Genomic DNA, 24,371 nt, shown 5'->3' on the forward strand with positions numbered 1-24,371 from the left:
ATTCTAGGTGTGACTTTGACACAAGTATGATAAAATGATAGTAAGAAAATGACAGCTTAGAATGAGGAAACTAACATGTTAGGATTAAGCTTTAATGGAACTTGGCGCAACTACCAAAAACAAGTCTTGGATAAGTTTCAAGAATATCAAGCAGATGGACATGTTCACCTTGTGGCAGCACCAGGATCTGGCAAGACAACCATTGGTATCGAGTTGATGGCTCGCTTTGATAATCCTGCTCTCGTCTTGGTACCGACGGTTACCATTCGGGAACAGTGGGTGGATAGAATTCGCCAGGCCTTTTTAGAGGATGAGAACCAAGTCACAAGTCTTGTGTCTCAAAATCTCAAGGACATGAAGCAAATCACCATCGCTACCTACCAAGCCTTTCATAGTGCTATGCAACAGGTCCAGTCTCAAGAAGAGAATGGTGAGACGGTGGATTTTGGCGGTTTTGATCTCATTGCTAGTCTTAAGGAGCAGGGAGTTGAAACCCTCTGTCTGGACGAATGCCACCATTTGAGAAATGAATGGTGGAGAAGTCTGGAAGATTTCCGTAAGAAATATCCGAAGCTACAGGTCATTTCTCTTACAGCAACCCCTCCCTATGATAGTGAACCAGAACTCTGGGCTCGTTATCTCCAGATGTGTGGGGAGATCGACCAAGAAATCACGGTGCCAGAGTTGGTCAAGGAGGAGACCCTTTGTCCCCACCAAGACTTTGTTTATATCTGTACTCCGACCAAGGAAGAGGAGAAGGTTCTTCAGGACTTTGAAGATGCCAAGTGGCAGTATCTCAGTCACTTAGTGGATGAACCTGAGTTTAAGGAGTTAATTGCTAGCTCCAAGGTTCTTAATGGCCAAATCTCGGCAGATCTACTTCTTGAAGATCCCAAGTATCTCTCGGCCATCCTCATTTATCTTCATTCTCAAAAGCTAGAAATCCCTCAATACTTAAAGGATCTCATTGGCAGTAAAAGCCTTCCTTCGCTGAACTACTACTGGATGGAGGTCCTTCTCCAAGGAATTCTCTACCAGACACCTGATTGGTACCAGGCAAGCCCAGACTATATCAAAGAGATAGAAAGGGACATGAAGGCCAGGGGCTTGATTGACAAACGCCAGCTTTTCTTGGTTCGAAATAAGATCAATGATCAAATTCTCAATCAATCCTTGGGGAAATTATCTGGAATTGCTGATATCTTTGCGACCGAGTATGCTAGCCTCGGAAAAGACTTGAGACAACTAGTCCTAGCAGACTATATCCGCAAGGACTTTGCTAACTATCTAGGGGATGATCAGGCTCCCATCAGTCAACTGGGGGTTCTCCCTTACTTTGAAAGCATTCGCCGAAGTGCTCAGAAACAGGGGATTTCTGTTCCCCTAGCAGTGCTTTCGGGAAGTGTGGTTATCGTGCCAACTAGTGTCAGGAAGGAGCTCCAAGCACTCTTGCCAACGGTCGCTTTGACCTTCTCAGCCATTGGTCAACTAGATCCAGATGCCTATCTTCAGGTAGGTTTTCCCTCAACCTGTAAAGGTATGGTAGGGGCTGTAACTGAGCTCTTTCAAAGGGGTGCCATCCAAGTCTTGATCGGGACCAAGTCTCTCTTAGGTGAAGGGTGGGATGCGCCTTGTGTTAATTCTCTGATCTTAGGTAGTTTTGTGGGGAGCTTTATGCTCAGCAATCAGATGCGAGGGCGTGCCATTCGTGTCTGGTCAGGCCATCCAGAAAAGACCAGCAATATCTGGCATCTAGTCGCTATCAAACCCTATACCAAAAATCTTTTCTTGCGGGAAAAGGAAAATGGAGAGGAAGTAGATAAGGATAATTCCTATCAAGATTTACTCAGTCTAATTCGTCGTATGGAGCATTTTCTAGGTTTATCCTATAAGGAGGATACCATCGAGACAGGGCTGGATCGCTTGGACTTCCCTAAACCACCCTTTAAGAAAAGTAAGATTAAAGCCTATAATCAGAAGATCAAGGAATTGTCCAAGGACCGTAGCTCCCTTCGCAAAAAATGGCAGGAGGCGTTAGTAGTTGCGGATAAACTGGAGATTGTCAATGAGGTAGCGACGGATCGTAAGCAAATCCCTCTCTTGACACTAGTCGATGCTGAAAAGTGGGTTCGCTATTCTTTCTTATTGATTGCAGTTAATCTCCTCCTCTATCTTTTTAAAACAAATGGTATTCGTCTTGCTTGGTTAACGACTATTAGTCTTGTCTTGCTTACTATTGCTCTGGTTCGTTATTTCTTTTACAAGAGTCCTTATGTACGTCTACGTCAGGTGGGTGAAGGTATTCGTAATGCCATGCTAAAGATGGGGTATCTTTCCGATGATCAGTCGCGCGTGCAGGTGGAAGAAGATAAGGATAGCTATTGCATTTTTGCCTATCTCAAGGGTGGCAGTATGCGAGATAAGGAGCTCTTCTCTCAGACCTTGGGTGAATTCTTTGCTCCCGTGGACAATCAACGCTACCTCTTAGTAGCTAAAAAAGCACCAGAAGGTCAATCCAAGTATTTTGTAGTTCCTAGCCTCTTTGAAAAGCGCAAGGAAGAAGCTCAGCTCTTTCTAGACGCAATCGCACCTCAGCTAGGTGATTACCAGTTAGTCTACACCCGCAACGAAGCAGGCCGAAAAATCCTGCTCGAAGCCAGACTCAAATCCCTAGCCAACAAAAACGACCGTATCATCACCAAGAAAAAGGTCAAAAGTGCTTTGAAATAGAAAAAATCACAATATATAAATAAATTTTCTTAAAAGATAAACACAAATAGAGACAGTAAGAAACGATTGACTGGTTCCAATAAGAAGGAGAAAAAAGTAAAAGTAGAAGAAGCGAGAACAGTGGCAGGATAAAAATAAACGTCTGTAGATATATTATTATTTAAAGGCGTTTTTTGGTGGATTCGTGGTATAATTTTTATAAAAGTAGGCGCTATGAAATATTTTGTTTTTTAGAAAGAAATACTATGGATGATAGATTTATTACATTAAAGCACATTGATACTTCAGTAGCAGCTAAAAATGTTGCTAAATTACTTGAAGAAAATAAAACTTATTTCTTAAATGGGAACTGGGGTTCTGGAAAAACAGAATTTCTAGTTGAAGTTGGTAAGAATACTAATAAAAAATTAGTTACGATAGACTTTTGGAGATTAAGCGATAACCGCTCAACGATTGAGATTGTTTTTTCAAAATTACACCCGTTGGTATATAGCCTTTTAAGGATTTTCATAGTTTTATGTGTCGCAGTTTCTATCTTAATGACTAATGTAGTTGATTTGGGTTTAAGTTCTTTTTTTGAATCTTTTTGTGTTAAATTAATTATTGGGAGTATTGTTTTATTAGTAGCAATCTATCAATTTTTTAAAATCAAATCAGATGGTTTTTACAGTTGTTTACTAACTTCTAAATGTCTATCATTATCTCGAAAAGTATTAGTTATTGATGATTTTGATCGAATGTCTAACAAACAACAAGAGGAGAGTTATAAAATTTTTAGCTTGCTTGATGGCAAGATTCCAATTGTTTTTGTTGGAGATATTGAGAAAGTGCATCTTAACGACAATAATTTCCTCTCTAAAATTATTGATAGACGGATAGAACTACCATTTGTTCTTCACCCATCAAATATTTGGCAAGATTATTTTGAGTTGTTAAGTAAAAAACTCAATACGAGTTTGTCAGATGATTTTTGGAGAAGATTTAGCTTTGAAAACAGAAATTTGCGAGATCGTAATCATTTTAATGACTATGTCAATCAAGAATTCTTTTCAAGGAAGAAGTTTGAACATGTTCAAGAAGAACAGCAACTTTGGATTATCTACGCTTATCTTTTTTATCCTGAATTATATAAACAACTATTAAAGAACGAAGAAATAAAAGTTAAGGATGATGAAGAAACAAGTTTTACAGAGATTTTCAAGTTTGGACGAAGCATACAGGAAATATTATCTGACATTCAGCAATCAGACCATAACCAATATCCACCGAACTATAAAAAGAATAAACCAGCCTATTTTCTCTATGAAGAACCTCTAAATCATACAAAAGAGGAATTTAATACATTACTTGAAACAGACAGTAATGAATTATCCAGAGAACTAAGAGAGGCAAACTATAACAAAGATTTTTATCAATATCTCTCAAGCGAATATAAATCTTTTTCTGAAATTCAGAAAGCTAAACTACTACGTATTACTATACAGGAATCTCTGAAATCTTATAATAGCTCTGCAATGGACTATATTGTTGAAGAAAAATTGAATGAAGAAATCCCTAGATATGAGAGAAATACTCCTTTAAGCAAGGAAACAATAGCTAGGATTGTAAATTTTTGGGAAACTATTCTTAGGAAAGAAGGTTTAGACCAGTCTGAAATCATTTATTTTATGGAAAAGCATAGAGTACTTAGCTTCCATGATTTGGGACTTCACTATACAAAATTAGAGATTAATAATGAAAATTTTGCCAAGCTAAATCGGAAAGATTTCTTCCTATTGACCTATCTAAGTGCGGTTAATAAATTTGGGCAATTTAAGAAATGGGATAGTAGTATATGGAATGCGATAGATTGTTTTGGAGATAAGGAATTTTTATCATTTTGGAAATTTCAAGGGATTCTATCTACTGATGAGAATTATTTTGATTTTGATATTATCCCAGAAAATATGATCTATACTCTTTGGATAGGTAAATACACTTTTGAACCACCACATGATTTTGAAGATTATAGGGAGGATGTTATTAAAAAGATTCGCCTGAAACTTGATCAGCTGGAATCAAAAGGATTCACATTTGATGAGAAAATAGATGGAGAACATAGACGCAGGGATTAGGATTTTAAAATTTGGGTATTTTTCTAGTTTATTGCTTATTTCTTACCGTTACACTAAATTAGCATTTTCTATAAAAATTACTTGCTCTACTCAGGTCGAGTGGTTTTTATAGAATTATGATAAAATAGGAGTAATAATACATTTTTGAAAGATTTTTAGATACAACTTTGTTTCCATATTTCCTGGAAACGGATAGAAAGTAAGGAGAAAGATGGAACAAACTAACCAAAAATCCCAGTGTCAACAACTCTGGGCGGAAAATAAATACCTTGTTTTGAGCCATTCAAGCAATATTTACAAGGATATTCGCCAGTATCTCAAGCAAGAAGTGGTGGAGCTAAGTCAGGTTCAAGAGATGATTGACTGTGCCTGCCATATTCCAGAACACAGAGGTCAGGTTTGCAACGCTTTTCAGCATATTTGGGGCTATTTTAAAAAGCAAGCCAGCCTTGATGAGCGCAAAGACTATATGCTCTTGCTGGATCGCTATCGCTTTGGCCAAGCTTCCAAGCAAGACTTGATTGCTAGAACTAGAGATTTGCTTGAGCGTTACCCAAATGCTTATCTGCAAGATTCGACCTTGTTGAAAGGAGACTCCCATGAGACTTTGGCATGAGGACTTGATTCCACAACTTCCCCGTCCGCAGCTCTTGGGGCAACATCGAGAGTGCTGCGCCCTTCGTGGCAATGGCTGGGGCAGAAAGCATGCGACGGTTGACTATGTCTTTACCCACTCGCCTTATCGTCTCTATGCCTATCATCGCTTGATCATGGAGGAGATGGCTGACCGTGGCTACAAGGTTAGTCCGGAGTGGCTGGACAAGAACTACCGTGGCAAGACCTGCCCTTCCTATGAAGACTTAGCAGAGGAGAAGCTGAATAGCCCTATCTATAGCGAGCATGACAATGCCTACTATGAGGAGTGTCTGGCTAATCTCCGAGAGAAGGGGATAGAGCTGGAGTAATAGTCAGGATTAACTCTAATTTAGAACTCTTTTCGTAATTTTTTCGAATAATAAAAATGAGACCTTTAGAATGATTCTAAGGTCTTCTTTTTGTAAGTATTTGGATTTACTTTTAATAACTTTTGAGTTATAATTTTAAAAAGCTAAGCGTGAACTAAAGGACTTAAAAGAAAGAGGGATAAGTGATGAAGAATAGTGCCGTTGGGAGTAACTGGAAGGATGTTCGGTCTCAACTCTTTACCAAGGAAGAAATTCTTGAAAGTGATATGCGAGTAGCTATCATGAGTGAGTTAATTGAAGCTAGACATGAGCAAGGAATTAGCCAGAAAAAGTTAGAAGAACTTAGTGGAGTGAGCCCGCCAGTCATAGCTAGGATGGAAACAGGAAAGACCAGTCCTCAGTTGGATACCGTCTTAAAAGTTCTAGCCAGTTTAGGCAAGACACTAGCAGTCGTCCCACTTGAACAGGGAAAGAGTTGATAGGAAGAAGTTGGAAAACTTTAACAAATTTAACAGTTATAGTGCCTCAAGTGTATAATATAGATAAACCAACTTATAGTCTTTTCTAATAACAAGCCATAGTCATCTTTCAGTTTACTCAAGTTTGACTATGAACATGGCTATCTTGAAAATCTGTTAATCATTGTCTATCAAAGGATTTGGGGAATCTTCTCCAAATCTTTTTTTTTGCTTTAAAAAGCGATATAGTTTCAAACTATATCAAAGCCTAATTTTTTACAATTATACAGATGATTTCTTTTCTGTTAAGATAGTTTCAACAACAATTTTTGGAGGACAAAACATGTCAACTACAATTATCGGTTTCCCTCGTTTGGGTGAATTCCGCGAATTAAAATTTACAACTGAAAAATACTTTAGAAAAGAAATCTCAGAAGAAGAACTCTTGGCTGCGGCTAAAGAATTGCGTGCAAAACACTGGAACATCGTCAAAGAAAAAGGCATCACTGAAATCCCATCAAATGACTTTTCACACTATGACAACTTCCTTGATGCTGCCTTCCTTTTCAACGTAGTTCCTGCATCTGTTCAAAACTTGGACTTGTCAGATCTTGAACGCTACTTTGCTTTGGGTCGTGGTTACCAAGGAGAAAAAGGGGATGTTCGCGCCCTTCCAATGAAGAAATGGTTTAATACCAACTACCACTATATCGTTCCAAAATTTGAAAAAGACACTCAAGTAAAATTGGCTGGTCACAAGATCTTTGATGAGTTCCAAGAAGCTAAAGAGCTTGGACTTAACACTCGTCCTGTCCTTGTAGGTCCATTCACTTTCCTTCAATTGTCAGACTTTGAAGAAGGTGTGAAAGCAGAAGACTTCGTAGATAGCTTAGTGGCTGCTTACCAAGAGGTTTTTGCGAAATTGGCTGAACTTGGTGCAACTCGTATCCAACTCGACGAAGCTGCTCTTGTCAAAGATTTGACAGAAGAAGAAAAAGCCCTCTTCTTGAACATCTACAACAAACTCTTGGCTGACAAAAAAGGTCTTGAAGTCTTGCTTCAAACATACTTCGGTGACGTTCGTGACGTTTACGCTGACCTTGTGAAATTGCCAGTAGATGCGATTGGTCTTGACTTCGTTGAAGGTAAGAAAACTCTTGAACTCGTTAAAAGTGGATTCCCAGCTGACAAGACTCTTTATGCAGGTATTGTCAATGGTAAGAACATCTGGCGTAACAACTACGAAAAGAGCTTGGCTGTTCTTGAGCAAATCCCAGCTGAAAATATCGTTTTGACAAGCTCATGTTCACTTCTTCATGTGCCATTTACAACTGCTAATGAAGAATTCGAACCAGCTATCTTGAACCACTTCGCATTTGCAGTTGAAAAATTGGATGAAATCCGTGACTTGGATGCTATCCGCAACGGTCAAGGAGCAGAAGCTCTTGCAGCTAACAAAGAACTCTTTGCGACTGAACGTGTTGGTGAAAATGCGGAACTTCGTGCGCGTATCGCTGGATTGACTGACGCAGACTACACTCGTTTGCCAGCATTCGCAGAACGTGAAGCAATCCAAGAAGAAGCATTCAAACTTCCAGCTCTTCCAACAACAACGATCGGTTCATTCCCTCAAACTAAGGAAGTTCGTGCTAAACGTTTGGCCTTCCGTAAGGGTGAATTGTCACAAGAAGAATACGATGCCTTCCTTGCTGAAACCATCGACGAATGGATCAAATGGCAAGAAGAAGTTGGATTTGACGTGCTTGTACACGGTGAATTCGAGCGTAACGACATGGTTGAGTACTTCGGTCAAAACTTGTCAGGTTACCTCTTCTCTAAGAACGGTTGGGTACAATCATACGGTATGCGTGGGGTTAAACCACCAATCATCTGGGGTGATGTCACTCGTCTCAACCCTATCACTGTCAAATGGTCTAGCTATGCACAAAGCCGTACTGACAAACCTGTTAAAGGTATGTTGACTGGACCTGTTACAATTCTTAACTGGTCATTCCCACGTGAAGACATCTCTATCAAGGATTCTACTCTTCAAATCGCTCTTGCAATCAAGGATGAAGTTCTTGACCTTGAAGCTGCAGGCGTGAAAATCATCCAAATCGACGAGGCTGCTCTTCGTGAGAAATTGCCACTCCGTCGTAGCGACTGGTACGAAGACTACCTTGACTGGGCTATTCCAGCCTTCCGTTTGGTACACTCAACAGTAGCACCAGACACACAAATCCACACTCACATGTGTTACTCAGAATTTACAGATATCATCCCAGCTATCGACAACTTGGATGCCGACGTTATCTCATTTGAAGCAAGCCGTTCAAACCTTGAAATCTTGGACGAACTCAAAGCGAAAAATTTCCAAACAGAAGTTGGACCTGGGGTTTACGATATCCACTCTCCTCGTGTGCCTAACGAAGGCGAAATCGACCACACTATCGAAGCCATCCTTGCTAAAGTACCAAGCAAGAAAGTATGGATCAACCCTGACTGTGGTTTGAAAACACGTGGTATTCCAGAAACTAAAGAAAGCTTGATCCGCCTTGTAGAAGCTGCTAAAGCTGCGCGTGAGAAATTGTAAGAAAAGACATTTCTCCATACATGGTTGATCAGTAAGAAATCAACTAGAAAAGGTTCATACATATGTTACGTCAAACACCGTCCCTCTCATTTGAAGTTTTCCCTCCAAACCCAGCAGTAGGCAATGACAAAATTATTGCAGCTCTGCAAAACATGCAAGATTTGGCTCCACACTTTATCAGTGTGACTGCCAGCAATAATAAATTTAATATCAAAGAGACGACGGTTCGTTTGGCAGACTATATCCAAAATGACTTGGAGATTCCAACCATTGCTCACTTGCCAGCTATCTATCTGACCAAGGATAAGGTGGCTGAGACCATTGCAGATTTGGATAAGGTTGGGGTTCAGAAAATCTTGGCTTTGCGTGGAGATCTCATTCCTGATGTGGAACCACAAAAGGACTTCCGTTACGCGACTGATTTGATCGAGTTTATTAAGGAACAGGCGCCACACTTTGAAATTATTGGCGCTTGTTACCCAGAAGGGCACCCTGATTCGCCAAACCAAATCTCAGATATTCAAAATCTGAAAAGAAAAGTAGATGCAGGCTGTTCAAGTCTTGTCACCCAGCTTTTCTTTGATAATGAGCGTTTCTACGATTTCCAGGACAAGTGCACCTTGGCTGGTATTGATGTACCGATTCATGCGGGTATCATGCCAATCCTGAATCGTAACCAAGCTCTTCGTCTCTTGAAGACTTGTGAGAATATCCATCTTCCACGTAAGTTTAAAGCTATCTTAGACAAGTATGAGAATGACCCTGAGTCACTCAGAGCAGCAGGACTTGCCTATGCCGTGGACCAAATCGTGGACTTAGTAACTCAGGACGTTGCAGGTGTGCATCTCTACACTATGAACAATGCAGATACTGCTCAGTACATTCACCAAGCAACCCATGCCTTGTTTAATCACCAATCTTTAGGATAATAAAAAGCAAACCATTCTTCTTTTCATGGAGGAATGGTTCCTTTTTAATAGAAAAGCCAGCACTTTTTAAGAAAAATATGATAAAATAGACTCTGTACGTACTTGATACAAAGATGAGGGTATAAACGATATTTAAGCAGTCTTAATCTTATGTCAAAGAGATGTAAGTTAAAGAATCAGAACTAAAGTAATTTCGGAGTTGAACACGGGCTAAATCCCTAGTGAAAAAGATAGATTTCCTGGTATGTATCGCACACTGCGTCAATCTATGCTATCATGCGTAATTGAACCCGCCTACAACTCTGTGGAAAAAGATAAATCTACCTAAGAGCGTTCGCTCTGTCGTTTGATTTCCTATTTTCCTTTGAGTTGCTTAACGGCTTGGTATCTTGATCTTTGTAGGCAAGGCGTATAATATTATCAATCCAAAGGGGATTAAAATGACAAAACAAGTGTTTCAAACGACTTTTGCGGGTCGTGAGTTGATTGTAGAGACTGGTCAGGTTGCTAAGCAAGCAAATGGCTCTGTTGTCGTGCGTTATGGTGAGTCAACTGTCTTGACTGCTGCTGTTATGTCTAAGAAGATGGCAACAGGGGATTTCTTCCCACTTCAAGTCAACTACGAAGAAAAAATGTATGCAGCTGGGAAGTTTCCTGGTGGCTTCATGAAACGTGAAGGACGTCCTTCAACAGATGCGACTTTGACAGCGCGTTTGATTGACCGTCCAATCCGTCCGATGTTTGCGGAAGGTTTCCGTAATGAAGTGCAAGTGATCAATACGGTTCTTTCTTACGATGAAAATGCATCTGCACCAATGGCAGCTATGTTTGGTTCATCATTGGCCTTGTCTATCTCAGATATTCCATTTGACGGACCAATCGCTGGGGTACAAGTAGGTTATGTGGATGGCCAAATCATCATCAACCCTAATCAAGAACAAGCAGAGCAATCGCTTCTTGAATTGACAGTAGCAGGTACTAAGCACGCCATCAACATGGTAGAGTCTGGTGCCAAAGAATTGTCAGAAGAAATCATGTTGGAAGCTCTTCTCGAAGGACACGAAGCCGTTAAAGAATTGATTGCCTTCCAAGAAGAAATCGTTGCGGCAGTCGGTAAGGAAAAAGCAGTAGTTGAATTACTTCATGTAGATGAGGAATTGCAAGCCGAAATCATCGCAGCCTACAACAGTGACCTTCAAAAAGCTGTTCAAGTTGAAGAAAAATTGGCGCGTGAAGCTGCGACTCAAGCAGTAAAAGATCAAGTAACAGCAGTTTACGAAGAAAAATATGCAGACCACGAAGAATTTGACCGTATCATGCGTGATGTGGCTGAAATCTTAGAACAAATGGAACATGCTGAAGTGCGCCGTTTGATCACTGAAGACAAGGTTCGTCCTGACGGCCGTAAGGTTGATGAAATCCGTCCTTTGGATGCGGTTGTTGACTTCCTTCCTCGCGTACACGGTTCAGGTCTCTTTACTCGTGGACAAACCCAAGCCCTTTCTATCTTGACTTTGGCACCAATGGGTGAAACGCAAATCATTGATGGCTTGGATCCAGAGTACAAGAAACGCTTTATGCACCACTATAACTTCCCACAATACTCTGTAGGGGAAACAGGTCGTTATGGTGCGCCTGGTCGTCGTGAAATTGGTCACGGTGCCCTAGGTGAGCGTGCTCTTGCTCAAGTCTTGCCAAGCTTGGAAGAATTCCCATATGCGATCCGCTTGGTAGCTGAGGTCTTGGAATCAAATGGTTCTTCATCTCAAGCTTCTATCTGTGCGGGAACTCTTGCCCTTATGGCTGGTGGTGTGCCAATCAAGGCACCAGTAGCAGGTATTGCCATGGGTCTCATCTCAGATGGAAATAACTACACAGTATTGACAGATATCCAAGGTTTGGAAGACCACTTTGGAGATATGGATTTTAAGGTTGCAGGTACTCGTGATGGTATTACAGCCCTTCAGATGGATATCAAGATCCAAGGGATTACTGCTGAAATCTTGACGGAAGCTCTTGCTCAAGCCAAGAAAGCTCGTTTTGAAATCCTTGATGTGATCGAAGCTACTATTCCAGAAGTGCGTCCAGAATTGGCTCCAACTGCTCCGAAAATTGATACCATCAAGATTGATGTGGACAAGATTAAGATTGTCATCGGTAAGGGTGGAGAAACCATCGACAAGATTATCGCTGAAACAGGAGTTAAGATTGATATCGACGAAGAAGGTAACGTATCTATCTACTCTAGCGACCAAGTTGCCATTAACCGTGCTAAAGAGATTATTGCTGGTTTGGTTCGTGAAGCTAAAGTGGACGAAGTCTACCATGCCAAAGTTGTTCGTATCGAGAAATTTGGTGCCTTTGTCAACCTCTTTGACAAGACAGATGCCCTCGTACACATCTCTGAAATGGCTTGGACACGTACCAATAATGTAGAAGATTTAGTTCAAATTGGTGATTTTGTAGATGTGAAGGTTATTAAGATCGATGAAAAAGGTCGTGTAGATGCTTCTATGAAGGCACTCTTGCCACGTCCGCCAAAACCTGAACGTTCAGAAGAAAAAGGGGATAAAGGTCATCGTCATGGCGATCGTCCTCGTCACCACCACAAGGACCACAAACCTAAGAAAGAAACTACAGAAACACCAAAAGACTCAGAATAAGAAAGGAGAAATGTATGGGATGGTGGCGTGAAACCATTGATATCGTAAAAGAAAATGATCCAGCGGCTCGCACTACCTTGGAAGTCTTGCTGACTTATCCTGGTGTGAAAGCCTTGGCTGCTCACCGTCTCTCTCATTTTCTCTGGAAGCACGGTTTCAAGCTTTTAGCTCGTATGCACAGCCAGTTTTGGCGTTTTTGGACGCAGATAGAGATTCACCCTGGAGCTCAGATAGAATCAGGTGTCTTTATTGACCATGGAGCAGGACTTGTGATTGGGGAAACAGCTATCGTTGAAAAAGGTGTTCTTCTCTACCATGGGGTTACTCTTGGTGGGACAGGTAAGGATAGTGGCAAACGCCATCCGACTGTTCGTAAAGGAGCGCTCATTTCTGCTCATGCCCAAGTCATTGGACCTGTAGAAATCGGTGAAAATGCCAAAGTCGGTGCCGCTGCGGTCGTTGTGGCAGATGTTCCTAGCGATGTAACGGTTGTCGGTATTCCTGCTAAGATTGTTCGAGTTCACGGGCACAAGGATGAACCAACCATTCACGAAGTCGAAGAAAAACGTGAATACTACGTCAATAAACTTGAGCATGCTAGAGAAGCCAGTCACAGGTCGTCTGGTTTGTAGAGGATACCTATATGATTCAAGCAAGAAACAAGTTAAGCCAAGAGGAGTTATCTGAGGCGAAAAAACTAATAAACTATTGCCAAGCCTATGATGGAACTTATCGTGTTCCTTATCTCTCTAACATGCTTAATTTTGACCCAAACATGCCCGCATTTTTCCTTTTTTACGAAAAAGGCGAACTTGTTGGTTTGTTAACTGTCTATGCTGATGACCAAGATGTGGAAGTGACGATACTGGTTCATCCAGATTATCGTCGTCAGGGAATTGCACGTGCTTTGTTTACTAGCTTTGAGAAAGAAACGACTTCTTTCCCTATTCGTTCAGTGACTTTTCAGACAGAACGTATTTTTCTAGAGCGTCATCCAGATTTTGTCAGCAACTGGGGACTTGTAGAGGATGAAGAGACAGAAACCTGGTTAGGTAAGGATAGAAGACCATACCCGTTAGCAAACGTTTCTAATCTCGAAGTTTTGTTAGCAGATAGCTCGTATCAGGAGCAAATTAGTCAGTTAAAATTTCAGGCATTTTCAGAGGAACATGAATCTAGAGAAGTTGTGGATAGATATGTCGCTGAAGCTCTGAAGGATCCAGAAAGTCGCTTATATATTTTACTAAAGAATGATCAGGTTATTGGGACTTGCACAGTTGATCTATCGAGTAATACGAATTACCTCTATGGTTTAGCAATAGCTGAGCTTGAACGTGGGCAAGGCTACGGAAGCTATATAGCAAAATCCCTCGTCAACAAACTGATTGAGCAAAATGACAAGGAGTTTCAGATTGCCGTGGAAGATAGCAATGTAGGTGCCAAACGTTTGTATGAAAAGATTGGCTTTGTTAAACAGACCCAGGTGGTTTATCTGAATGCGAAAGAGTAATAAATGCTATTAGAAGAATTTGAAAATGTACCTGCTGTTATCGAGCCAACTGATCGAAGCCTCCTTAGTGGTGGAGAAGTTTGTGATACCATTATCTTGTCTTTTAATGGAGAAATCCTTGAACGAGTAAAACAGATAGATGGTGTCTACGAAGGTGGCTACCTTACCAATCTAAATGGCAAACTGCCATGGTATATCTATGAAAAAGATGGGAGTAAGGTAGCAGTTGCTATGGCTACTATTGGAGCTCCAATGGTTGTTGGACTCTTAGAAGAACTAAAAGCAAGAGGATTTAAGAACTTTATTGTTTTGGGATCTTGCGGAGTTCTAGACCAGTCTATTCAAGCAGATAAGATTATCTTACCAAGCTCGGCTTTACGTGATGAAGGTACTAGTTATCACCATGCTCCAGCAAGTGATGAAATAGCCTATGAGCAATCTCTACTCTTAACTATGGAAAAAGCCTTGGATAAAGCTGGCATTGAGCATATTCGAACAAAGTCTTGGACCACAGATGCCTTCTATCGTGAGACAGCTGCTAAGGTCAAACGAAGACTAGCAGCAGGAGCTAGAGTTGTAGATATGGAAGCTTCAGCTATCATGGCCTGGGCTCAATATCGACTAGCCAATGTCTATCAATTTTTCTACACAGCTGACTATGTCGACCATCAAAATCACGAATGGGATGCTAGACGCGAGGATAGAAAAGCGGATGCTATGACTTTCTTTGAGATAGCATTAGTAATTGCTAGAGATTTGGATTGAAACTACTCTCTACTAATAATAGGTACGAATTGGAATTACTGTTGTCTGGCTTATTTTCCTTGTCCAGCAAGGATTTTGCTGAATACTTTGATTAGCTTAGGTCTAATCATCTGGGTCTATCCCGCTAAGTGAAGGCGAAGCAGAACTAGAAAGGGAACTACAAGAATGGCAGTATATTTTTACGGCTGTATCACCATGGATGGCTACTTGGCAGACAGCCAGCACAGGATAGACTGGCTGCATCAGCTTGGTTCTGTAGAGGATACAGGCTATGATGACTTTTACAGACAAATGGATATCACCATCATGGGCAAGCGGACCTTTGAGGAAATCCAAGATTTGCAAGATGTAGAAAGTTTTTATCAAGCTACGGAAAACTATGTCTTTACGCATGATAGGCACCTGCCTGTCAGCAATTACCAGCCAGTAGCTGGGGATGTGGTGGACTTTGTTCACCAGATTGACAAAGGCAAAAATGTCTTTGTGATTGGTGGTAATTCCTTGGTAGGACCGCTCTTGGATGCGGATCTTTTCGACCACCTCATTATTCAGATAGCGCCCCTTATCCTGGGAAAGGGGGTTCCCCTCTTTACCCAAGAGGAAGGGCAGCGCTTTTACCAACTGGATAGCCTCAGACAATTTGGCCCTTTTGCAGAGCTGGTTTTCAGCCGAAAAAGTCAGAAACAGAGAAGGGAGTTGACCACATGATTAAAATTTACGACACCATGTCTCGTGATTTGCGAGATTTTGTCCCAATCGAGGACGGCAAGGTCAAGATGTATGTCTGTGGGCCAACTGTATACAATTATATCCACGTGGGGAATGCCCGCTCAACAGTGGCTTTTGATACGATTCGTCGTTATTTTGAGTATCGTGGGTATGAGGTTGCCTATATTTCCAATTTTACGGACGTGGATGATAAGATTATCAACCGTGCCAAGGAAGAAGGCATCACGCCTCAGGAGGTTGCGGACAAGTACATCGCTGCCTTTCGTGAGGATGTGACAGCCTTGGGTGTCAAACCTGCGACTCGCCATCCGCGTGTGGTGGAGTTTATGGCTGACATTATCCGCTTTGTGGAAGACTTGATTGAAAAGGGCTATGCTTATGAGAGTCAAGGAGATGTCTATTTCCGTGTGGAAAAATCTCATAACTATGCTAAGTTGGCTAATAAAAGCCTAGAAGACTTGGAACTAGGTGCTTCAGGTCGTACCGATGAAGAAACGGCTCGCAAGGAAAACCCTGTAGACTTTGCTCTTTGGAAATCTGCTAAACCAGGTGAGATTTCTTGGGACAGTCCTTGGGGGCCTGGACGTCCAGGCTGGCATATCGAATGTTCGGTCATGTCAACGGAGATTTTGGGTGATACCATCGATATTCACGGTGGTGGAGCTGACCTTGAGTTTCCTCACCATACCAACGAAATTGCCCAGTCTGAAGCTAAAACAGGCAAGACCTTTGCCAACTACTGGATGCACAATGGTTTTGTCAATATCGACAATGTCAAGATGTCTAAGTCTTTGGGTAACTTCATTACGGTACACGATGCCCTCGAAACGATCGACGGTCAAGTATTGCGTTTCTTCTTTGCGACTCAGCACTACCGTAAGCCTATCAATTTTACGGAAAAAGCAGTGCGTGATGCGGAGACAAATCTCAAGTATTTGAAGAACACCTATGAACAACCATTTACTGGAACAGTAGATGCTCAGGAGTTACAGGCATTTAAAGATAAGTTTATAGCTGCTATGGATGAGGATTTCAATACAGCTAATGGAATCACCGTTGTCTTTGAAATGGCCAAATGGATCAATTCAGGTAACTATGATGCAGCCGTTAAGGAAGCTCTTGCGGCTATGTTAGAAGTCTTTGGAGTGGTCTTTGTTGAGGAAGTTTTGGATGAAGAGATTGAAGCCTTGATCCAAAAACGCCAAGAAGCGCGTGCTAATCGTGACTTTGCGACAGCTGACCAAATCCGTGACCAACTAGCTGCACAAGGAATTAAGCTACTTGACACCAAGGATGGAGTGAGGTGGACACGTGATTGATGTCAATCTCATTAACGGGATTGCTCTAGCTTTTGAAGGAGATGCAGTTTATTCTATGTATATTCGTCGCCATCTCATTCTCAAAGGCATGACCAAGCCCAATAAACTTCACCAAGAGGCAACCAAGTATGTGTCGGCCAAGGCTCAGGCACATTTGATTTCCCTCATGCTGGAAGAAGAAGTCCTAACGGAAAAAGAAGAAGAAATCTATAAACGGGGTCGCAACACCAACAGCCATACCAAGGCTAAGAATGCGGATGTGGTGACCTATCGTATGTCTACTGGTTTTGAAGCGGTCATGGGCTATCTTCATATGACTAAAAATGTGGAACGCCTAGAAACCTTGATTTCTTGGTGCATCCAAAAAGTGGAGGGCTAGGAATGATTGCAAAAGAACTACTGGATTGGTTTCCTGATGGTAAAATCTTAGATCAGCCAGTTGATAAAGAGGGTTATCTAAGTCTACCTCTGTCAAATTATCAGTGGCTTTTGCTTGAGGAAGCTAGTCTTAGTGAGCGTGAAAAACAACTGGTGGCTCTCTTAACCAAACAGGAGCAAACCATTTCCCTCAATCCCTGGTATAGTTATCTCATTGAAGGCAAAGGACAGGCACCGAAAAACTTTAAAAAATTGCAGCTTGTCTATTGTCACCTATCCTATTTCCAACAGGAAAATTTAACGTCTTGGTTAGAGATGATGGGAACCCTCTTTCCAAATTGTCAAACAGTGCTTCAGGTGGGAGCGCAGGATTACATTTTTGTTCTTCAACAGGACAAGTACTCTTCAGTTCGTTCTATCCTAACAGACACTCTCGAAGCTGTAGAGTATGACTTTGGACTCCGTCTATCAATTATGCTTGGCCAGGTCTGGGCTCAGAATGCCAAGCAAAACTTAGCGAGCTTGATTAAGGCAGAGCGCGAGCTCTTTAAGACTTGGTGGCGTCAAGGTCATCAAGGAGTTCATACTTTTTCTCAACTTTATCTTTGGAGTTTGGGAGAAAGACAGGTTGATCTTAGACTGATCAAGGACTATCTCCGTCAACAGATTCTAGATCAAGATCAGATTCAGGAAATAATTTTGTCTCTTTGGGACAATAGTGCGGTTCTGACAAAAACAGCCCAGCAGTTGTATTTGCATCGTAATTCTCTCCAATATAAGATTGATAAGTGGGAGGAGTTGACAGGGCTTCTGTTGAAAGAATTGACAGATTTGACCTTGTGTTATCAGTTAATTTTACAAGATATAATCTAAAGTTTTGTGCAAGTTGCACAGAACTTTTTTATTTTTTTGGTCACCTTGCCATAGATTAGTTAAGCGTTTTCATCTATAATAAAACTATCAAATGACAAAAGGAGTTCTCCACAATGGTAGAATTAAATCTTAAAAATATTTACAAAAAATATCCAAATAGCGAACACTATTCAGTTGAAGACTTCAACTTGAACATCAAAGACAAAGAGTTTATCGTTTTCGTAGGACCTTCAGGATGTGGTAAATCAACTACCCTTCGTATGATTGCTGGTCTTGAAGACATCACAGAAGGTACTGCATCTATCGATGGCGTGGTTGTCAACGACGTAGCTCCAAAAGACCGTGACATCGCCATGGTATTCCAAAACTACGCTCTTTACCCACACATGACTGTATACGATAACATGGCTTTCGGTTTGAAGTTGCGTAAATACAGCAAGGAAGACATCGACAAACGTGTACAAGAAGCAGCTGAAATCCTTGGATTGAAAGAATTCTTGGAACGCAAACCTGCTGACCTTTCTGGTGGTCAACGTCAACGTGTTGCCATGGGTCGTGCGATCGTCCGTGACGCAAAAGTATTCTTGATGGACGAACCTTTGTCAAACTTGGATGCAAAACTTCGTGTATCAATGCGTGCTGAAATCGCTAAAATCCACCGTCGTATCGGAGCTACAACTATCTACGTAACTCACGACCAAACAGAAGCGATGACGCTTGCAGATCGTATCGTTATCATGTCAGCAACTAAGAACCCTGCTGGAACAGGTACTATCGGACGTGTTGAACAAATCGGTACTCCTCAAGAAGTTTACAAAAACCCAGTTAACAAATTTGTAGCAGGTTTCATCGGAAGCCCAGCTATGAACTTTATCAACGTTAAATTGAACGGTGACCACATCGTTGCTGACGGTTTCAGCTTGAAAGTTCCAGAAGGTGCTTTGAAAGTTCTTCGTGAAAAAGGCTACGAAGGTAAAGAATTGATCTTCGGTATCCGTCCAGAAGATGTGAACGCAGAACCTGCATTCCTTGAAACATTCCCAGAATCAGTTGTGAAAGCAACGATCTCTGTATCAGAGTTGCTTGGTTCTGAATCTCACCTATACTGCCAAGTTGGTAAAGATGAGTTTGTTGCAAAAGTTGATGCACGTGACTACTTGCAAGCAGGTGCAACAGTTGAACTTGGATTTGACTTGAACAAAGCTCACTTCTTCGACGTAGAAACTGAAAGAACAGTTTACTAAGATAGATTTTAAATGTGTTAGCACTGCTAGAGTTTTCTAGTAGTGCTTTTTTGCTAAGATAAGCAAACTCTTACAGAACTAGGCTTTTCTAGTTTTCATATTGTCAAAAAAGTGTTAAAATGGTAGGAAGAACTGGAGAGTATGCATGCCCAAAGAAGTAATTTATTCAGGCGATGAAGTCGTCGCTTTAACACAGAAATATTTATCGAAAGAAGATGTGGCTTTTGTACATAAGGCCTTGGTTTACGCTGTAGAATGCCATAGTGGTCAATATCGTAAATCTGGCGAACCCTACATTATCCATCCTATTCAGGTAGCAGGTATTTTGGCTAAGCTCAAGCTAGATGCTGTCACTGTTGCCTGTGGTTTTTTGCATGACGTGGTTGAAGATACGGAAACGACCTTGGATGATTTAGAGAGAGAGTTTGGTCACGATGTTCGCATTATCGTGGATGGGGTTACCAAATTAGGGAAGGTTGAGTACAAGTCTATCGAGGAGCAGCTGGCTGAAAACCACCGCAAGATGCTCATGGCTATGTCAGAGGATATCCGTGTTATCTTGGTCAAACTGTCTGACCGATTGCATAACATGAGAACCCTTAATCACCTTCGTAAAGATAAGCAGGAACGAATTTCCAGAGAAACCATGGAAATTTATGCTCCGCTTGCCCATCGTTTGGGGATTTCAAGTGTTAAGTGGGAACTAGAAGACCTATCCTTCCGTTATTTAAATCCGACTGAGTTTTACAAGATTAGTCACATGATGAAGGAAAAACGTCAAGAACGTGAAGCCTTGGTAGATGAGGTTGTGACAAAACTTGAGGAATATTCATCAGAACGCCACCTTACAGGAAAAATCTACGGTCGTCCCAAGCATATCTATTCGATTTATCGTAAGATGCAGGACAAGAAGAAACGCTTTGAAGAGATCTACGACCTGATTGCCATTCGTTGTATCCTAGATACTCAAAGTGATGTCTATGCTATGTTGGGATATGTCCATGAGCTTTGGAAACCAATGCCTGGACGCTTTAAGGACTACATTGCCAACCGTAAGGCCAATGGTTACCAGTCCATCCATACAACTGTTTATGGACCAAAGGGACCTATTGAATTCCAGATTCGAACCAAGGAAATGCATGAGGTTGCTGAGTACGGGGTTGCTGCTCACTGGGCCTATAAAAAAGGTATTAAGGGGCAGGTTAATGGCAAGGAATCTGCTATCGGTATGAACTGGATCAAGGAGATGATGGAGCTTCAAGACCAGTCCGATGATGCCAAGGATTTCGTAGAGACGGTTAAAGAGAATTACCTAGCAGAAGAAATCTACGTCTTTACTCCAGACGGAGCCGTTCGCTCTCTTCCAAAGGATTCTGGACCGATTGACTTTGCCTATGAGATTCACACCAAAATCGGTGAAAAGGCGACTGGTGCCAAGGTTAATGGTCGTATGGTTCCCTTGACTACCAAGCTAAAAACGGGTGACCAGGTTGAAATCATCACCAATCCAAATTCCTTTGGGCCAAGCCGTGACTGGCTTACCATGGTCAAGACCAGCAAAGCTCGGAACAAGATTCGTCAGTTCTTTAAGAACCAAGACAAAGAATTGTCCATCAATAAGGGCCGTGAAATGCTGATGAGTCAATTCCAGGAGAATGGCTATGTGGCTAATAAATTCATGGACAAGCGTCATATGGATGAAGTCCTCCAAAAAACTAGCTACAAGACTGAGGAAGCTCTCTTTGCGGCTATTGGTTTTGGGGAAATTGGAGCCATCACAGTCTTTAACCGTTTAACTGAAAAAGAGCGCCGTGAGGAAGAACGCGCCAAGGCCAGGGCAGAAGCTGAAGAGTTGGTCAAGGGTGGCGAAGTCAAGGTTGAAAACAAGGAAACCCTCAAGGTGAAGCATGAGGGTGGTGTTGTCATCGAGGGAGCCTCTGGTCTCTTGGTGCGGATTGCCAAATGTTGTAACCCTGTTCCAGGTGATGATATCGTCGGCTACATTACTAAAGGTCGTGGTGTTGCTATCCACCGTGTTGACTGTATGAATCTTCGTTCGCAGGAAAACTACGAGCAACGTCTATTAGATGTTGAGTGGGAAGATCAATTCTCAAGCAAGGAATATATCGCTCATATCGATATTTACGGTCTCAATCGTACTGGACTCTTGAACGATGTTTTACAGGTCTTGTCAAATACAACTAAAAACATCTCAACGGTCAATGCCCAGCCTACCAAAGATATGAAATTTGCGAATATTCACGTTTCATTTGGGATTTCTAACCTTTCAACTCTGACAACGGTAGTTGATAAGATTAAGAGCGTACCAGAAGTCTACTCTGTTAAACGGACCAATGGTTAAGTTGGGGCGATAGATCTAGAAAGGCTATTATGAAAATCATTATTCAGAGGGTCAAAAAAGCCCAAGTTAGTATTGAAGGTCAGGTATATGGACAAATCCAGCAGGGATTATTACTCCTAGTTGGTGTTGGCCCTGAGGATCAAAAAGAAGATTTGGATTATGCAGTGAGAAAACTTGTCAATATGCGTATCTTTTCAGATACCGAAGGCAAGATGAATTTATCAGTCAAGGATATCCAAGGAGAAATACTCTCCATCTCTCAATTCACTCTTTTTGCCGATACCAAAAAAGGGAATCGCCCAGCTTTTACAGGTGCTGCTAAGCCTGATGTTGCAGAGGCTTTCTATCAAGATTTTAACCGAGAACTAGCCAAGGAAGTTCCTGTGAAAACAGGTATTTTCGGAGCAGATATGCAGGTGGAACTGGTCAATGATGGACCGGTAACAATCATTCTTGACACCAAAAATAGATAAGAAAAACCAAGCTAGCGGGCTTGGTTTTTTGCTGATAAAGACTTTAGTTCATTTTTTCAACATAGAGTTGTTTGGCAATTTCGAGGCTGACTTGAAGTTCTTCATTGTTGTGAATCAGGGTAAAGGTATTAGAGAAGCCATCGAACTGCTTGACTTGGAGTTGGTCTCCAATATGGATGGCATGTTTATCCAAATATTGGAGGATTTCAAAGCTGTCATGAACTCTTGTCAGAAGGTAGTTTCCTACTTCTTTGATATCAGAAAGTGGCAGGTTATTAACCTCAACTAGAAGCTCACCCTTAGCAGGAATGGTTCCTCCATGGGGACAGGTCTTTGGAAAGCCTAACATAGTTTCCAGTCGCTCCACAAAAAGGTCTGACACTGTATGCTCTAATACCTCAGCTTCATCGTGAATCTGATTGCTGGTATAGTCTAGATGGTGAACTAGAAAGACCTCTATCAGTCGATGCTTGCGATAAAGCTCAGAGACCAGATTTAAACCAATGTCCGTTAGTATATAGCCATTTTCTTTATTCTTTAATATAAGATTTTCGGATTGCATGCGCTTGATCATCTCAGTTACCGCAGGAGGTGATACCTGCATCCGAGCAGCGATTTCCTTATTGGTAATCTTAGGAAGTTCCATGCCAATCTCATAAATACATTTTAAGTAATCTTCTTTATTTGGTGTCATTCGCATTTCCTTGTTTATTATCTCCATCTAGTATACCAAAAAAAGCTAGATTTCTCTAGCTTTCTGTCTTGTTACAAGTGGGCTTTCTTTTAGTCAAGCGACTTTGCTACTTCAATGGCTGCTTCAAAGTTTGGTTCGCTGTTGATATTGTCTACGTATTCGACATAGCGGATGGTGTTGTCGGTATCGAGAACAAAAACTGCGCGTGCAAGCAGATGCCATTCATTGATTAAGAGGGCATAATCTCGTCCAAAGGAGTGGTCGAAGTAGTCTGAGAGCATGATGGCATTCTCAATTCCTTCAGCACCACACCAGCGTTTTTGAGCGAAGGGGAGGTCCATAGACACCGTTAAGACAACAGTGTTGTCTAAGCTAGCTAATTCTTGGTTAAAGCGACGAGTCTGTAGCGAGCAGATACCTGTATCGATAGAAGGGATGACGCTCAAAATCTTTTTCTTGCCTTCAAAATCAGCTAGTGTTTTTTTAGAGAGGTCAGTCGTTGTGAGAGAGAAATCAACTGCTTTGTCTCCTACTTGTAGTTGTTTTCCCGTAAAAGTAACAGGGTTTCCAAGGAATGTAGTCATAAGCTACTCCAATCTTTTTTCTTTCATTCTACATTAAATGTTCAGAGTTTTCCAATAATTTGACCGGATTTTGAATCAAAAAAAAAAAACGCCAATTCAAGGTGTGTACTGACCCCAAAAAGTTAGACAATTAATTTAAGCAAAGGATTTAGTTCTGTATTGTACAGGACTAAGTCCTTTTAGTTTTACCTTAATTCGTTTGTTGTTGTAGTAATCAATATAGTCTACAATAGCTTGTTCCAAGTGCTCAAGTGACTGAAACGTATTCTCATAACCATAAAACATTTCAGTCTTAAGAATGCCAAAGAAAGATTCCATCATACCGTTATCTGGGCTATTCCCCTTACGTGACATAGATGGTTGGATTCCCTTATTCTTTAAAAAATGATGATAAAAATCGTGTTGGTATTGCCATCCTTGGTCACTATGGAGAATCGTATTCTCATAGTACTTCTCTGTGAAGGCCTGTTTTAACATGCTCTTCACTTGTTCCAAGTTCGGTGAAGTAGAAAGATGATAAGCGATGATTTCGCTGTTGAAACCATCTAAAACGGGCGATAAATAGAGTTTCTGAGTGCTATTTGGAATGGTAAACTCTGTCACATCCGTATAACACTTTTCCATTGGTTTGGTTGCTTCAAATTGGCGTTGAATAAGATTTTCTGCCTTCTTGCCAACGTCTCCTTTATGAGAAGAATATTTTCGTTTCTGTCGAATTTTAGCTTGTAAATTGAGTACTTTCATCAAGCGTTGAATTCTTTTATGATTTACCAGATAACCACGATTTCTTAGTTCTAAATGAACCCGACGATAACCATAATTTCCCTTGTGTTCGATAAAAATGGATTGAATTTCAGCTTCAAGCTCTTGGTCCTTATCTGGTTTGTCTAGCTGTTTCAAGTGATAGTAGTAGGTCGAACGAGCTAGTTTAATGGCTTTTAGAAGAATATCTAACGAAAACTCAGTGATTAATTCTTGAACAATTTTT

At 41.3% G+C, this 24,371-nt stretch carries 21 protein-coding genes; 18 read left to right on the forward strand and 3 right to left on the reverse strand.

Translation table 11 applies throughout. The features are described 5' to 3' along the window. Positions 1 to 75 precede the first annotated feature (75 nt). From QM887_RS08815 to dtd, 18 genes are all read left to right on the forward strand, one after another. Positions 76 to 2,730 (forward strand): DEAD/DEAH box helicase family protein, encoded by a 2,655-nt coding sequence (locus QM887_RS08815; RefSeq protein WP_414271297.1) that lies wholly within the window; start codon positions 76 to 78, stop codon positions 2,728 to 2,730. 245 nt (positions 2,731 to 2,975) lie between these two features. Further along, the gene (locus tag QM887_RS08820) at positions 2,976 to 4,844 is read left to right on the forward strand and encodes a P-loop NTPase fold protein (protein ID WP_414271298.1); all 1,869 of its coding nucleotides are present in this window, start codon (positions 2,976 to 2,978) and stop codon (positions 4,842 to 4,844) included. A gap of 211 nt (positions 4,845 to 5,055) precedes the next feature. Beyond that, the gene (locus QM887_RS08825) at positions 5,056 to 5,460 is read left to right on the forward strand and encodes a YbgA family protein (protein WP_414271299.1); all 405 of its coding nucleotides are present in this window, start codon (positions 5,056 to 5,058) and stop codon (positions 5,458 to 5,460) included. Further along, positions 5,444 to 5,809 carry a TIGR02328 family protein gene (locus tag QM887_RS08830; RefSeq protein WP_414271300.1) on the forward strand — a complete coding sequence of 122 codons (366 nt, stop codon included), beginning with the start codon at positions 5,444 to 5,446 and terminating at the stop codon, positions 5,807 to 5,809. Before QM887_RS08825 ends, QM887_RS08830 begins: the two co-directional genes overlap by 17 nt. A 185-nt stretch (positions 5,810 to 5,994) precedes the next feature. Further along, positions 5,995 to 6,288 (forward strand): helix-turn-helix transcriptional regulator, encoded by a 294-nt coding sequence (locus QM887_RS08835; RefSeq protein WP_414271301.1) that lies wholly within the window; start codon positions 5,995 to 5,997, stop codon positions 6,286 to 6,288. Between the two features lie 322 nt (positions 6,289 to 6,610). Further along, a complete protein-coding gene (gene metE, locus QM887_RS08840; protein WP_414271302.1) occupies positions 6,611 to 8,860 on the forward strand; it encodes a 5-methyltetrahydropteroyltriglutamate--homocysteine S-methyltransferase in 2,250 nt (749 codons plus the stop codon). A 62-nt stretch (positions 8,861 to 8,922) separates the two neighbouring features. Further along, complete coding sequence (metF, locus tag QM887_RS08845) at positions 8,923 to 9,789, forward strand: methylenetetrahydrofolate reductase [NAD(P)H] (protein ID WP_414271303.1); 867 nt, start codon at positions 8,923 to 8,925, stop codon at positions 9,787 to 9,789. A 440-nt stretch (positions 9,790 to 10,229) separates the two neighbouring features. Next, the gene (gene pnp, locus QM887_RS08850) at positions 10,230 to 12,452 is read left to right on the forward strand and encodes a polyribonucleotide nucleotidyltransferase (RefSeq protein ID WP_414271304.1); all 2,223 of its coding nucleotides are present in this window, start codon (positions 10,230 to 10,232) and stop codon (positions 12,450 to 12,452) included. Between the two features lie 14 nt (positions 12,453 to 12,466). After that, positions 12,467 to 13,084, forward strand: a complete 618-nt coding sequence (cysE, locus tag QM887_RS08855) for a serine O-acetyltransferase (RefSeq protein WP_414271305.1) — start codon at positions 12,467 to 12,469, stop codon at positions 13,082 to 13,084. 11 nt (positions 13,085 to 13,095) lie between these two features. After that, positions 13,096 to 13,962 (forward strand): GNAT family N-acetyltransferase, encoded by an 867-nt coding sequence (locus QM887_RS08860; protein WP_414271306.1) that lies wholly within the window; start codon positions 13,096 to 13,098, stop codon positions 13,960 to 13,962. Between the two features lie 3 nt (positions 13,963 to 13,965). After that, the gene (locus QM887_RS08865) at positions 13,966 to 14,727 is read left to right on the forward strand and encodes a nucleoside phosphorylase (RefSeq protein WP_414271307.1); all 762 of its coding nucleotides are present in this window, start codon (positions 13,966 to 13,968) and stop codon (positions 14,725 to 14,727) included. A gap of 165 nt (positions 14,728 to 14,892) precedes the next feature. After that, entirely contained in the window at positions 14,893 to 15,435 is a 543-nt protein-coding gene (locus QM887_RS08870; protein WP_414271308.1) for a dihydrofolate reductase family protein, read from the forward strand. After that, positions 15,432 to 16,775, forward strand: coding sequence for a cysteine--tRNA ligase (cysS, locus tag QM887_RS08875; protein WP_414271309.1), 1,344 nt, complete (start codon positions 15,432 to 15,434; stop codon positions 16,773 to 16,775). Before QM887_RS08870 ends, cysS begins: the two co-directional genes overlap by 4 nt. Beyond that, on the forward strand, positions 16,768 to 17,154 hold the full coding sequence (locus QM887_RS08880; protein WP_414271310.1) for a Mini-ribonuclease 3: 387 nt from the start codon (positions 16,768 to 16,770) through the stop codon (positions 17,152 to 17,154). The genes cysS and QM887_RS08880 overlap by 8 nt, the downstream gene beginning before the upstream one ends. A 2-nt stretch (positions 17,155 to 17,156) precedes the next feature. Then, complete coding sequence (locus tag QM887_RS08885; protein ID WP_414271311.1) at positions 17,157 to 18,026, forward strand: helix-turn-helix domain-containing protein; 870 nt, start codon at positions 17,157 to 17,159, stop codon at positions 18,024 to 18,026. Between the two features lie 113 nt (positions 18,027 to 18,139). Beyond that, complete coding sequence (locus QM887_RS08890; RefSeq protein WP_414271312.1) at positions 18,140 to 19,270, forward strand: ABC transporter ATP-binding protein; 1,131 nt, start codon at positions 18,140 to 18,142, stop codon at positions 19,268 to 19,270. 145 nt (positions 19,271 to 19,415) lie between these two features. Further along, positions 19,416 to 21,632, forward strand: a complete 2,217-nt coding sequence (locus tag QM887_RS08895) for a RelA/SpoT family protein (protein ID WP_075229828.1) — start codon at positions 19,416 to 19,418, stop codon at positions 21,630 to 21,632. A 29-nt stretch (positions 21,633 to 21,661) separates the two neighbouring features. Further along, on the forward strand, positions 21,662 to 22,105 hold the full coding sequence (gene dtd / locus QM887_RS08900) for a D-aminoacyl-tRNA deacylase (RefSeq protein ID WP_075229827.1): 444 nt from the start codon (positions 21,662 to 21,664) through the stop codon (positions 22,103 to 22,105). Positions 22,106 to 22,148: 43 nt separating this feature from the next. On the opposite strand, the gene QM887_RS08905 is transcribed toward dtd, so the two are convergent. The 3 genes from QM887_RS08905 to QM887_RS08915 form a co-directional block, all read right to left on the reverse strand. Then, on the reverse strand, positions 22,149 to 22,799 hold the full coding sequence (locus QM887_RS08905; RefSeq protein ID WP_414271313.1) for a metal-dependent transcriptional regulator: 651 nt from the start codon (positions 22,797 to 22,799) through the stop codon (positions 22,149 to 22,151). 89 nt (positions 22,800 to 22,888) lie between these two features. Beyond that, positions 22,889 to 23,383, reverse strand: coding sequence for a thiol peroxidase (tpx, locus tag QM887_RS08910; RefSeq protein WP_414271314.1), 495 nt, complete (start codon positions 23,381 to 23,383; stop codon positions 22,889 to 22,891). A 135-nt stretch (positions 23,384 to 23,518) separates the two neighbouring features. Then, on the reverse strand, positions 23,519 to 24,371 hold an 853-nt coding region (locus QM887_RS08915; protein ID WP_414271315.1), incomplete at its 5' end, for an IS3 family transposase.

The organism is Streptococcus infantis (assembly GCF_047460875.1).
In the GTDB taxonomy this organism is placed as follows: Bacteria; Bacillota; Bacilli; order Lactobacillales; family Streptococcaceae; genus Streptococcus; species Streptococcus infantis_AA.